We start from the raw sequence: 11,401 nt of genomic DNA on the forward strand, positions 1-11,401 counted from the left end.
TCCATGCTCACCCAGATAAGACCCGCGATCATCATGATCGTCTTCTTCACGGTGCTGACCGGCCTGATCTATCCCTTGGGCATGACCGGCATCGCCCAGGCGCTGTTCCCGCGCCAGGCCAATGGCAGCCTGATCGAAAAGGACGGCAAGGTCATCGGCTCCGAACTGATCGGCCAGGGCTTTGCCAGCGACCGGTATTTCCACGGGCGCCCCTCGGCTGCCGGCAGCAACGGCTATGACGCTTCCGCCTCCGGCGGCAGCAATTTAGGTCCGACCAATCCCAAGCTGATCGACCGCATCAAGGGCGATGCTGAAAAGCTGAAGGCGCAGAATCCGAGCCAGCCGGTTCCGATCGATCTGGTCACCACCTCCGGCAGCGGCCTCGATCCTGACATCAGTCCAGAAGCCGCGTACTTCCAGGTCGCAAGGGTGGCCAACGCCAGGGGGATCGACGAGGCCAGGATCAAGGCGCTGGTCGACGCCCGTGTCGAGGGCAGGGAGCTCGGCTTCATGGGCGAACCGGTGGTCAATGTGCTGGGTCTCAACCTTGCGCTGGACGCAGCGAAAGAGTGAATGGTTCGAGCCGGGGATCGACAGTATCCCCGGCTCCATCCATGATCGATCCTGATGCCGGACGACAGAAACAACGACACCAGACCTTCTCCCGACGCACTGCTCGATCATGCCGAGCGGGAAGGGCGCGGCCGTCTGCGGATATTCCTCGGCGCGGCTCCGGGCGTCGGCAAGACCTACGAGATGCTGATGTCTGGCCGCGCTAGGGTGGCCGACGGCGTGGACGTGATCATCGGCATCGTCGAGACGCATGGCCGCAAGGAAACGCTGGCCCTGGTCGAGGGCTATGAGGTCATTCCGCGCCGTAAGGTCGACTACAAAGGGCGCATCCTCGAAGAGATGGATATCGACGCCATCCTTGCCCGGCGCCCGGCGCTGGTTCTCGTCGACGAACTCGCCCACACCAACGCGCCCGGCAGCCGCCATCCCAAGCGCTATCTAGACGTTCAGGAAATCCTGACGCACGGCATCGACGTCTACACGACGCTCAACATCCAGCATGTCGAAAGCCTGAACGACGTCGTCGCCCAGATCACCAAGGTCAGGGTGCGCGAAACGGTTCCAGATTCCATCATCGACCAGGCCGATGATGTAGAGATCATCGATCTTACCCCCGACGACCTGATCAAACGGCTCGAGGAAGGCAAGGTCTATTTCCCCAACACCGCACGGCGCGCGATCGAGAACTATTTCTCATCAGGCAATCTGACGGCGCTCAGGGAGTTGGCGCTGCGCCGCACCGCGCAGCGCGTCGACGACCAGTTGCTGATCCATATGCAGGCGCATGCCATTCCCGGACCATGGGCAGCCGGGGAAAGGGTTCTCGTCTGCCTCGACGCGCGTCGGGGAGGAGCGGCCCGCGTCCGCTATGCGCGCAGGCTGGCCGACCGGCTGCGTGCCCCCTGGACCGCGCTGCATGTCGATAGCCCGCGCTTGGCCAGTATGCCCGAGGAGGACAAGGACCGGCTCGCAAACAACCTGCGCCTCGCCCAGCAGCTTGGCGCCGAGGTGACGACCATTCCGGGTCAGAATGTGGCGCAGGACATCGTGCGTTACGCGACGGCGAACAACTTCACCCACATCGTGGTCGGCAGGCCGACCCGGTCGCGCTGGCGGGAATTGATCGAAGGCTCGCTCACCTATGATCTCATCCGCAATGCCGGCGACATCAGCGTCCATGTCATTTCGGGAAACGAACGCGGCACCGAGGCGGCGTCGAGAAGCGTCAGGGCGGCGGACGAGCAGCGGCAGTTCGAGATCTGGCCCTATCTCAAGGCCACGGCCTATCTCATGGGCTCGCTCGCCTTCGCCGTCGTTCTCGACCAGTTTCTCGACGTTCGCAATCTGGCGATCATCTTTCTCATCGCGGTGCTGGCATCGGCGGTGACCGGTGGCCTGTGGCCGGCTCTGTATGCCTGTTTCGTCAGCGCCCTTGCCTTCAACTATTTCTTCCTGGAACCGCGCTACACGCTCACCATCCGTGATCCGGAAAGCATTGTCGCGCTCGGCGTCTTCCTGGTTGTCGCCGTTATCGCCAGCAATCTGACAGCGCGCGTGCAGCGTCAGGCGGTCGCCGCCCGCTCACGGGCGCGGGCCACCGAGGACATCTACCTCTTTTCGAAGAAGCTTGCCGGTGCCGGCACGCTCGACGACGTACTCTGGGCCACCGCTTTCCAGATCGCCTCGATGCTGAAGCTGCGGGTGGTGCTGCTTTTGCCGGAAGACGGAACGATAACCGTCAAGGCCGGCTATCCGCCCGACGACACGCTGGCCGAGGCCGACATCGCCGCCGCCCGCTGGGCCTGGGAGCACAATCGGGCCGCCGGACGTGGCGCCGACACGCTTCCCGGCGCCAAGCGCCTTTATCTTCCCTTGCGCACGGGGCGCACGGCACTCGGGGTCGTCGGCCTCGACAATGACAAACAGGGGCCGCTGCTGACGCCCGAACAACAGCGCCTGCTCGACGCGCTGGCCGATCAGGCGGCGGTCGCCATCGAGCGCATCCAGCTGGTCGCCGACGTCGACCGCGCCAAGCTTGCCGCCGAGGCGGACAGGCTGCGCTCGGCCCTTCTTACCTCCATCTCCCATGATCTGAAGACGCCGCTCGCAGCCATCATGGGCGCGGCCGGCACGCTGCGGGAATTCTCAGCCGCACTTCCCGAACAGGATCGCGCAGAGCTTTTGTCGACCGTGCTCGACGAATCCGAGCGGCTGAACCGCTTCATCGCCAATCTGCTCGACATGACCAAGATTGAGTCCGGCGCGATGGAGCCGAACTACGCCTTCCACTATGTCGGCGACATCGTCGGCTCCGCCCTGCAGCGGGCCAGGAAGATCATTGCCGAGCACAAGATCGAGACGGACATCACCTCGGATTTGCCGATGCTGAAGGTCGATCCCGTCCTGTTCGAGCAGGCGCTGTTCAATCTTCTTGACAATGCAGCGAAATACGCGCCATCCGGCTCGACGATCCGCGTTCAGGGCTGGACCGACAATGGTTCTGTCCTCCTGCAGGTCATGGATGAAGGGCCGGGCATTCCGGCCGGCGATCTGGAACGGATTTTCGACACCTTCTACCGGGTGCGCAAGGGCGACCAGGTTCGCGCCGGCACCGGTCTCGGGCTGTCGATCTGTCGGGGTTTCATCGAGGCGATGGGCGGGACGATCACGGCGGCAAACCGGACCGATCGCTCGGGCGCGGTCTTCACCATCAAGATGTCGAAGCCGGTCAACCCGACCGATCTCGACGCCTCTGCCACGGATGATGGGGGCGACTTGGAATGACAAACTCGAACGTCAGGATACTGGTCGTCGATGACGAGCCGCCGATCCGAAAGCTGCTGCGTGTCGGGCTCGGCAGCCAGGGCTACGCGATCAGCGAGGCGCCGAACGCCAAAGCGGCGATCGAACTGATGGAGACGGAGGAGCCGGACCTTGTCCTGCTCGACCTCGGCCTGCCGGGCATGAGCGGCCATGAGCTGTTGCGCAAATGGCGTGACGACGGTCTCGACATTCCGGTGGTCATCCTGTCCAGCCGCACCGACGAGGCCGGCATCGTCCAGGCTCTGGAACTCGGCGCCGACGACTATGTCACCAAACCGTTCGGCATGAACGAACTGGTCGCGCGCATCCGAGTGGCGCTGCGGCACAAATTCCAGCAACAGGGCGAGAAGCCTGTTTTCCAGACCGGCGACCTATCCGTCGATCTGGTCAAGCGCATCGTCAAGGTCGACGGCAAGGACGTAAAGCTCTCGCCGAAGGAATACGACATCCTGCGCATTCTCGTGCAGCACGCCGGCAGGGTGCTGACCCATCATTTCCTGTTGAAACAGGTCTGGGGCGATTCGACCGACGTGCAGTATCTCAGGGTCTATGTCCGGCAGCTCAGGCAGAAGATCGAGAAGACTCCCGACCAGCCGCGCTATATCACCACCGAGACCGGCGTTGGTTACCGCCTGCGCGAGGTCGAGTGAGCGGGCAAGGCCTAGCCGATGGCTTCCCGCGGCTGACCGAAGGGCGTGGTTGCCCGGAAGGCCGCTAGGCAGCCGACAATGCCGAGCGGCAGGAAGGCAAGAAACAACCAGGACGCGACATTCGCTGCCGCGTCGTGGTTCAAACCTTGCGAAAAGCCGCTGGCGTTGGCGACGATGCCGGCGAGTGCGGCACCCACGGCATAGCCGATCCGCTGCATGGTCGGCACTGCCGCCGAGGCGATGGTCTGCTCGCTTTCAGGCGCTGAGGCGACGATGACGCGCGTCAGGAAGGGCCATGAGACGCCGAAGCCGCCGCCCTGCAGCAGCGCGCAGATCAGGATCAGCGGGATGGAGCCTAGGGGTATCGTATAGGCAAAACCGGCAATACCGGCCGCGATCATCGCCGCGCCGCCGACGATGATCAGTCGCTCGCGCCGTGGCGGCGCGTTGGCGACCAGGATCGACAGGATCGACCAGGCGATCGATTCGGCGGCGATGATGTAGCCTGTGGTCAGCAGCGGAATGTCGTGCAGGCTGGTCAGCAGCAGAGGGCCGTAGACGCCGAAGGAACAGGTCGCCACCGAAAAGGCGGCAACCATGGTCATGCCGGCGCCGACCGGCGTGCGCCACGAGAATAGCCGCGCCGGAAAAAGCCGGGAGCGCGGCTTCAGCGCGTCGATGTAGAAGAACAGCACCAGGCCGACCAGCCCGAGGGCCATCAGCAGCGAGGAGCGCAGCAAGGCGATGTCGACGCCGGCCGAGGCGATCAGCACCACGGCGACGGCAAGGCAGCCCAGGGCTGCGAACGGGAAGGGCGGCGCCTTGCCTATGGTCGTCCTGGGTTTCGTCGCCTCCGGCGTGTCGAGCACGATGAAGCTTGCCAGCGCCATGGCGGTGCCGCCGAGGGTGAAGACACCGAAGGCCCAGCGCCATGACAACAGCTCGGTCATGATCGCGCCGAGCAATGGTCCGCTGAAGGCGGCGACGCCCCAGATCGCCGACATGATGCCGAAAAGCTGTGGCCAGATGGTGCGCGAGAACAGCCGCTCGACCGACACGAAGGCCAGCGACACCAGCGCCCCGCCACCAAGCCCCTCAATCAGCCGGCCGGCAAGGAACAGTTGCATGGAAGGCGAGGTGGCGCAGACCAGCGCTCCGGCTGCATAAAGCAGCGCGGCGACAACCATGTTGGTGCGCAGCGGGACATAGCTCACCAGCCGGCCGGCGGCCGCGCCGGCGACGATGGCGCCGAGTTCGTAGATCGCCAGCGACCAGCCGACGAGCTGCACGCCGGCCAGTTCGCCGACCATGGCCGGCATCACCGTGGCCACCATGGTTTCGTTGGTGGCGTGCAGCAGGATGCCGAGGCTGATGAAGCAGAAGCGCGCCAGGTCGCCGCTTGCCCACAATGCGCGCCAGTCGACCCTGTTTGTGCTGATTTCGGTCATTTCCACCCCTGCCTTCCATATCTTGAGGCCAGCGCAGGACGCCAGAAGCCAGTACAGGTTTCCGGCAGGACCATGCGCAGAGGAGCGAGTATCGCGCGCCGCATCGGGCGTGCTGCTCCGGTCGGGGCAGGCTTGTAAAACCTCAACCGGGGTTGAGCTCAATCGAATTTTTAGGAGATAGGATTGCGGTCCGGTGGCGCGGTCAATTCTCGGTGCTGCGCAGCTGGAACTGGCTGACGCCGATCGCGAGGTTCATGCCGGTCTGCGTCTGCAGGCTGAGCGGCTGCAAGGTGAAGGCCTGCGAGGATCCTCCGACCAGCAGATTGGCGCCGGCTCCGACGGCAGCCGTCACTTCGGCGCTGGCGCCGATATAGTCGCCGGCCAGCGCACCCGGGGCATAGATGTTGTTCAGCGGCGTCAGCACGATCCACTGCATGAACGTCTGCTTCGTCGTGCCGATGTCGAGGCCGTATTTGTTGACCGCGCCGAAATAGGCTTCCGGTGCGAAGCTCTTGTTGGCGGGGTTGAACGTGCAGCTCAAATCCTTGCTCGAGCCGAAAATGAAACCGGTGCCGCCGCCGATGGCGCAATCAAGCGTGCCGAGTTCTATCCCTTGGTCCCGCGCCCGCGCCGTCCCGGCGAGCAAAGTTGCGATCATCGCAGCGGCAATGGCTGTCTGCGGTATGGTTGCTTTGGGCATGGCGGTCCCCCTCAAAAACAAACGACGCGGAACCATCCTATCCGGTTCCGCGCCGCAAGGTGAGGGGTCGTGGAGCGCATGGCTCCCTGCATTCACTTGAACGAATGGATGAGCTGGAGCGAGGTCACGGCCACGGCAAGGTTGACGCCGGTCTGCGCCTGGACGCTGAGCGGCTCCAGCATGAAGGCGCTGTCCAGGCCGCCAACCAGCATGTTGGCGCCGCCGCCGGTCACGACGCTCGCCTCGGCGTTGACGCCGTAATAGCTGCCGGCGAGATCGCCTCCGTCGCGGTCGCGCGTTGCCGCCAGCACCGCCCAGACGAGCTGGCCCTGATGCGTCTTGCCGACATCCAGGCCGACCTTGGAGATCACGCCGGTGTAAACCTCGGACGGTCCGTGATGATGGGGGCGGAAGACGCAGGACACACCCTTGTTGGACGCGACGATGTAAGCGGTGCCGCCATCGATTGTGCAGTCAAGCGTGCCGAGTTGCAGCTTGCCGGCGCTGGCCGGGGCGACGGCAAATGCCGTCATGGCGAGGACAGCGGCGCAGGCGAGTTTCTTGATCATGGGAGGTCCTTTCGCAAATAGCTTTTTGACAACGGATTGGGTGGGCAGACCGTTCCGCTGAAAACTTGGCGCGAACAAGGCACGGGTCAACCCCTTGCTGCCGGGGTTAACGCACGGTTGCCGAAGTGCGTCTTTTCGGACACGCAAAGGATGCCGCGGCACTTGGATGCCACGCAGATTGTGTCGGAATGCTGCCGAAATCGATCAGCTGACGCGGGCGAGGCCGTCCTTGGCCGGCTGGTAAGCCGGGTTCAGGCGAACGGCTTCGCGGTAGGATTTCGCCGCCTTGGCCTTGTCGCCGCGCCGCTCGTAGATCAACGCCTGATTGGCCCAGGCTTCGGCATTGTTGCCGTCGAGCTTGATCGCCATGTTGAAGTCGGAGAAGGCGTTGTCTTCGTCGTTGGTTGCCAGATAGGAAAGGCCGCGGCCATTGTAGGGTTCGGCAGCGTCCGGCGCCAGCGAGATCGCCGTCGAGAAGTCCTCGATAGCGAATTTGTGCTGACCCTGGCTCTGATAGATCAGGCCACGATTGTGGTAGGCGCGCGCGTCGGTCGTGTCGAGCTGGATCGCCTTTTGGAAGTCGTTGAAAGCGTCCTGGGTGCGGCCCGCCTTGCGATAAAGGTTGCCGCGCCCAATGTAGGCGGCGTCATAGTTTGAATTGATCTGGATCGAACGGTTGTAGTCCTCGAGCGCGGCCGTCTGATTGCCGAGGAAGCGCTGGATGAGCGCGCGGTTCGAATAAGCCTGGAAGAAATTCGGGTTGAGTTGGATAGCCTGGTTGAAATCCTTGAGCGCCGCCTGGTACTGGCCGCCACGGCCATAGGCCGAGCCGCGCACGTTGTAGGCTTCGGGATCCTGGGGATTGCGCTGGATGACCGCCGACAGCGAGGAGATGTTCTCGCTCGACCCCTGCGCCTTGTCGATATTGTTGAATTCGCCGGTCGGGCCTGACGTCTGGCAGCCGGCAAGCGCCAATCCGGAGAGCAGGGCCACTGTCAGGGCAAAACCACGCAATGCGGTCCCGCGCTCCACGCTTGTTGCGTTCATGTCTGCCCTGTCCTCACTTCAAGCCGCGTCGCTCAGGTCCGGTTCCCCCTCCGGGCCGGGTCACAACCAAAACAAAAAGGTGGCGGCGATTCCGCATCGCGCCACCTCTGATATCCTTCGAAAAGGACGAAAAATTGGCGTTAGAACCGCGGCGGACGCGGAGCACCACCTGCACCGCCGGCGGCGCCAGCAGCAACGGGGCGCGGCGTCATCGGCAGCAGGCCTTCGCGCTGGGCGCGCTTGCGGGCCAGCTTGCGGGCGCGGCGGACAGCTTCAGCCTTTTCACGGGCGCGCTTTTCGGACGGCTTCTCGTAGTGACCGCGCATCTTCATTTCGCGGAAAATGCCTTCGCGCTGCATCTTCTTCTTGAGAGCGCGAAGCGCCTGATCAACGTTATTGTCGCGGACGAGTACCTGCACGGGCAATCCTGTCTTTCGGGTTTGATGTCAACAGGCAAGCGGCCATAGCCACTAGCCTCCGCGGCGGTTTACACCACGAATTGGGGCGGCTGATAGCAGAATCAGGCCGCGCTGTCCACAGTCGAAATGGAAGAATGGCGCCGAAGCCGAAACAAAAAACCCGCCTCATGGGCGGGGTCCCGGCGCAAATCAGCACCATACCCAAAACACTAGCATAGTTGCCGTCACGGGGCAAGCTATGGCCAAGTCGGCAAGGCAGTCGCTTCAGACGAAGGATGGCGGCCAAGCCGAGGCCAGCTTGCCTCCCACTCCCCAGCAGATCTCTATGCCGTTGCCAAATGCAGCCGCTCAAAATCCTCGAAAAACTCGCCGTAGTCGCAGGTGATCTCCTCGCCCTCGGCGATGTCGCGGGTCGCGGTGGCCCCGCCATACTGCGAAAAATCCGTGTTCGGGTTGGCCGAATGGTTCATGAAGCGCCCATTGTCGACCTCATAGACCATGAAGCCAGGCCGGTCCGGGCTCGGATAGGCATAGCGCTCGAGCAATTCCCTCAGAGGTGACGGTGCCGCCTCGTATTTGTCCATCGGGATCAACCGGTCGAAATCCGGATCGAGCCGCCAGATCGAAGCGCCTTTCCTGATCGGCTCGGCGGCGAACATGCCGACGCCCTCGATCGCGCTCGCAGCCACGTAGGTTCTGATCAGCATCATGTTGGCAGGACCCGTTTTGGCAAGAAGACCCGTTTCGAAACGGCATCGCCAAATCGCGTGGAAAAAGCAAGACCGGCGGTCTGCGTTGTGACTACGAACATGCGTCCTGGCCGCAAAAAAACTTCACGTCCCGTTGATCGACACGCCGCGCCTTCCTCGTCGCTCGCCAAACAGGGAGGCCAGTGGGGCGAATTATTGCCGCAACAACCACGCCAGGCGATCGAGCGAGAATGCGTAGCTGATGACGATCAGCAGGGCCATGGCGATGCCCGTGGTCGTTTGGCCGGCCAGATAGAACCCGACCGCGCCGCCGAACAGGATGACGAGTTCCAGCACCAGCCGCACCGCGCCCGGAACCCGCACAGGGGCGCGGCCCGACCGACTCGGATCATTGAGCACGGCGAAGGTTCCCCACAGCGCAGCAGCAACGAGCGGTGTGGCCAACGCAGCGACCCAGCGCCACCAATCGTGTGAGAGGCTCCAGCTGGCGATGCCGAGCCCGAGCAAGGCGGCAAGCTCCAGCAGGAAGCGCAACGTCAGATTCCACCAGGCATTGCCCATAAATAATCCTCCAGAGTCTCGCGACAGACAGTCTGACCGAACGGTGCCTTAGCTGCCAGATCGCATGCGGCTTTTTCGCCGTGGCGCAAAACGGCAAGCGCCGTCGCAAACAGCGCAAGGGTGGAAGCGCTGTTTCGCTAGTGATACACCTCGCGCGCCGGGATCGAATGAACGCCCGGCCGTTATTCGCGAGGCCTTTTCTGGGGCGAGGTTGGGACGTTGAAGAAATATTCGGTATTCGCCATCGCCCGCGAGGCCATGCGCGGCCACAAGGGCTGGGAGGAGCAGTGGTCCTCGCCTGAGCCCAAGAAGGAATACGACGTCATCATCGTCGGCGCCGGCGGCCATGGCCTTGCCACCGCCTACTATCTCGCCACGGTGCACGGCATCACCAATGTCGCGGTGCTGGAAAAGGGCTGGCTCGGCGGCGGCAACACCGGCCGCAACACCACCATCATCCGCTCCAACTATCTCTATGACGAGAGCGCCGGCATTTACGACCACGCGCTGAAGCTGTGGGATGGGCTGAGCCAGGAGCTCAACTACAACGTCATGTATTCGGCCCGCGGCGTCATGATGCTCGCCCACAACGTGCACGACGTCCAGGTGCTGAAGCGCCACGTCCACGCCAACCGGCTGAACGGCATCGACAATGAATGGCTGACGCCGGAGCAGGCGAAGGAATTCTGCCCGCCGCTCAACACCTCCAAGGATGCGCGCTATCCGGTTGTCGGTGCGGCGCTGCAGCGGCGCGGCGGTACGGCGCGCCACGATGCGGTTGCCTGGGGCTATGCGCGCGGCGCTTCGGCGCGGGGCGTCCACATCATCCAGAACTGCGAAGTCACCGGCGTCAAGCGGGCCGCCAATGGCGCGGTCATGGGCGTCGACACGACGCGCGGCTTCATCGGCGCCAAGAAGGTCGGCGTCGTTGCCGCTGGCCATTCCTCTGTCATTATGAACATGGCCGGCGTGCGCATGCCGCTGGAGAGCTATCCGTTGCAGGCGCTGGTGTCGGAGCCGGTCAAGCCGGTGGTGCCTTGCGTTGTCATGTCGAACACGGTGCACGCCTATATCTCGCAATCCGACAAGGGCGAACTGGTGATCGGCGCCGGTACCGATCAGTACGTCTCCTATTCGCAGACCGGCGGTCTGCACATATTGCAGCATACGCTCGACGCAATCTGCGAGATGTTCCCGATCTTCACGCGCATGAAGATGCTGCGCTCCTGGGGCGGCATCGTCGACGTCACGCCCGACCGCTCGCCGATCCTGGCCAAGACGCCGGTGCCTGGCCTCTACGTCAATTGCGGCTGGGGCACGGGTGGCTTCAAGGCGACACCCGGTTCGGGCCATGTCTTTGCCCACACAATCGCCAAGGACGATCCGCATCCGATCAACGCACCCTTCACCATCGAACGCTTCCGCACCGGCCGGCTCATCGACGAGGCGGCGGCGGCGGCGGTGGCGCACTGATGATGGCGCAGATGGCTGTAGCTATGCCGCTGATGCTGGCGGGGGAACAGGGGATGTTCCATTTTCCTTCGGCGGATGAAGTGCGGCTGCAGCCGATCAGTCGCGCCGACAACGAGGCCGACTGGCCATTTTCGGTCGACGATGGCACGCTGGCCTGCGTCTGGAGCGGCGGCCAGAGGGTGGTGATGTTCTTCGAGGGACGGTCCGAAGGGCTCGATGAGGACGAGACGTTCCAGCCACGTCAGGTCATCGTCACAACCGATCCGATGCAACTCACCCTCGGCAACATGGCGTCTCGCGATCTGTTTCGTCCCGCTGCAAGCGTGGAAGAGCGCATCCGGCTCGTCGCACCGTTCGCGACGTTGGGACAGAAGCTTTGCGATCAACCGGCGGGCGCCCGCGTCGGCCACGGCGAATTGTAGGAACCA

Annotated in this window: 12 protein-coding genes; 5 read left to right on the forward strand and 7 right to left on the reverse strand. The window is 63.5% G+C overall.

Annotated features, from left to right (window positions below; translation table 11 throughout):
* The first annotated feature begins 3 nt into the window (after window positions 1–3).
* The 3 genes from kdpC to NKJ89_RS02310 are packed head-to-tail and all read left to right on the forward strand — an operon-like array spanning window position 4 to window position 4,046.
* Window positions 4–573 carry a potassium-transporting ATPase subunit KdpC gene (gene kdpC / locus NKJ89_RS02300; protein ID WP_352599507.1) on the forward strand — a complete coding sequence of 190 codons (570 nt, stop codon included), beginning with the start codon at window positions 4–6 and terminating at the stop codon, window positions 571–573.
* A gap of 54 nt (window positions 574–627) precedes the next feature.
* The gene (locus NKJ89_RS02305; protein ID WP_352599509.1) at window positions 628–3,357 is read left to right on the forward strand and encodes a DUF4118 domain-containing protein; all 2,730 of its coding nucleotides are present in this window, start codon (window positions 628–630) and stop codon (window positions 3,355–3,357) included.
* The gene (locus tag NKJ89_RS02310; protein WP_352599511.1) at window positions 3,354–4,046 is read left to right on the forward strand and encodes a response regulator transcription factor; all 693 of its coding nucleotides are present in this window, start codon (window positions 3,354–3,356) and stop codon (window positions 4,044–4,046) included. The genes NKJ89_RS02305 and NKJ89_RS02310 overlap by 4 nt, the downstream gene beginning before the upstream one ends.
* A gap of 11 nt (window positions 4,047–4,057) precedes the next feature.
* On the opposite strand, the gene NKJ89_RS02315 is transcribed toward NKJ89_RS02310, so the two are convergent.
* From NKJ89_RS02315 to NKJ89_RS02345, 7 genes are all read right to left on the reverse strand, one after another.
* The gene (locus tag NKJ89_RS02315) at window positions 4,058–5,494 is read right to left on the reverse strand and encodes an MFS transporter (protein WP_352599513.1); all 1,437 of its coding nucleotides are present in this window, start codon (window positions 5,492–5,494) and stop codon (window positions 4,058–4,060) included.
* 202 nt (window positions 5,495–5,696) lie between these two features.
* Window positions 5,697–6,194 carry a DUF992 domain-containing protein gene (locus NKJ89_RS02320; protein WP_352599515.1) on the reverse strand — a complete coding sequence of 166 codons (498 nt, stop codon included), beginning with the start codon at window positions 6,192–6,194 and terminating at the stop codon, window positions 5,697–5,699.
* A gap of 92 nt (window positions 6,195–6,286) precedes the next feature.
* Complete coding sequence (locus NKJ89_RS02325; protein WP_352599517.1) at window positions 6,287–6,763, reverse strand: DUF992 domain-containing protein; 477 nt, start codon at window positions 6,761–6,763, stop codon at window positions 6,287–6,289.
* 204 nt (window positions 6,764–6,967) lie between these two features.
* Window positions 6,968–7,810 (reverse strand): tetratricopeptide repeat protein, encoded by an 843-nt coding sequence (locus NKJ89_RS02330; protein ID WP_352599519.1) that lies wholly within the window; start codon window positions 7,808–7,810, stop codon window positions 6,968–6,970.
* 140 nt (window positions 7,811–7,950) lie between these two features.
* Window positions 7,951–8,229, reverse strand: a complete 279-nt coding sequence (rpsU, locus tag NKJ89_RS02335; RefSeq protein ID WP_023810129.1) for a 30S ribosomal protein S21 — start codon at window positions 8,227–8,229, stop codon at window positions 7,951–7,953.
* Window positions 8,230–8,552: 323 nt separating this feature from the next.
* Window positions 8,553–8,939 (reverse strand): SET domain-containing protein, encoded by a 387-nt coding sequence (locus NKJ89_RS02340; protein WP_352599521.1) that lies wholly within the window; start codon window positions 8,937–8,939, stop codon window positions 8,553–8,555.
* 192 nt (window positions 8,940–9,131) lie between these two features.
* Complete coding sequence (locus NKJ89_RS02345; RefSeq protein ID WP_352599523.1) at window positions 9,132–9,500, reverse strand: YrdB family protein; 369 nt, start codon at window positions 9,498–9,500, stop codon at window positions 9,132–9,134.
* A 219-nt stretch (window positions 9,501–9,719) separates the two neighbouring features.
* On the opposite strand from NKJ89_RS02345, the gene NKJ89_RS02350 reads away from it, so the two are divergent.
* Together NKJ89_RS02350 and NKJ89_RS02355 are read left to right on the forward strand one after the other, a co-directional pair.
* Window positions 9,720–10,973, forward strand: a complete 1,254-nt coding sequence (locus NKJ89_RS02350) for a sarcosine oxidase subunit beta (RefSeq protein ID WP_127416521.1) — start codon at window positions 9,720–9,722, stop codon at window positions 10,971–10,973.
* Window positions 10,973–11,395: a hypothetical protein gene (locus NKJ89_RS02355; RefSeq protein WP_352599525.1), complete on the forward strand. Its 423-nt coding sequence runs from the start codon at window positions 10,973–10,975 to the stop codon at window positions 11,393–11,395. Before NKJ89_RS02350 ends, NKJ89_RS02355 begins: the two co-directional genes overlap by 1 nt.
* Window positions 11,396–11,401 lie beyond the last annotated feature (6 nt).

The organism is Mesorhizobium sp. M0047 (genome assembly GCF_040323315.1).
Classification (GTDB): Bacteria; Pseudomonadota; Alphaproteobacteria; order Rhizobiales; family Rhizobiaceae; genus Mesorhizobium.

Bases quoted from the DNA above. Each gene is read 5' to 3' on its own strand.
- kdpC (WP_352599507.1), top strand. From the start codon at position 4: ATGCTCACCCAGATAAGACCCGCGATCATCATGATCGTCTTCTTCACG.
- NKJ89_RS02305 (WP_352599509.1), top strand. From the start codon at position 628: ATGCCGGACGACAGAAACAACGACACCAGACCTTCTCCCGACGCACTG.
- NKJ89_RS02310 (WP_352599511.1), top strand. From the start codon at position 3,354: ATGACAAACTCGAACGTCAGGATACTGGTCGTCGATGACGAGCCGCCG.
- NKJ89_RS02315 (WP_352599513.1), bottom strand. From the start codon at position 5,494: ATGACCGAAATCAGCACAAACAGGGTCGACTGGCGCGCATTGTGGGCA.
- NKJ89_RS02320 (WP_352599515.1), bottom strand. From the start codon at position 6,194: ATGCCCAAAGCAACCATACCGCAGACAGCCATTGCCGCTGCGATGATC.
- NKJ89_RS02325 (WP_352599517.1), bottom strand. From the start codon at position 6,763: ATGATCAAGAAACTCGCCTGCGCCGCTGTCCTCGCCATGACGGCATTT.
- NKJ89_RS02330 (WP_352599519.1), bottom strand. From the start codon at position 7,810: ATGAACGCAACAAGCGTGGAGCGCGGGACCGCATTGCGTGGTTTTGCC.
- NKJ89_RS02340 (WP_352599521.1), bottom strand. From the start codon at position 8,939: ATGATGCTGATCAGAACCTACGTGGCTGCGAGCGCGATCGAGGGCGTC.
- NKJ89_RS02345 (WP_352599523.1), bottom strand. From the start codon at position 9,500: ATGGGCAATGCCTGGTGGAATCTGACGTTGCGCTTCCTGCTGGAGCTT.
- NKJ89_RS02355 (WP_352599525.1), top strand. From the start codon at position 10,973: ATGATGGCGCAGATGGCTGTAGCTATGCCGCTGATGCTGGCGGGGGAA.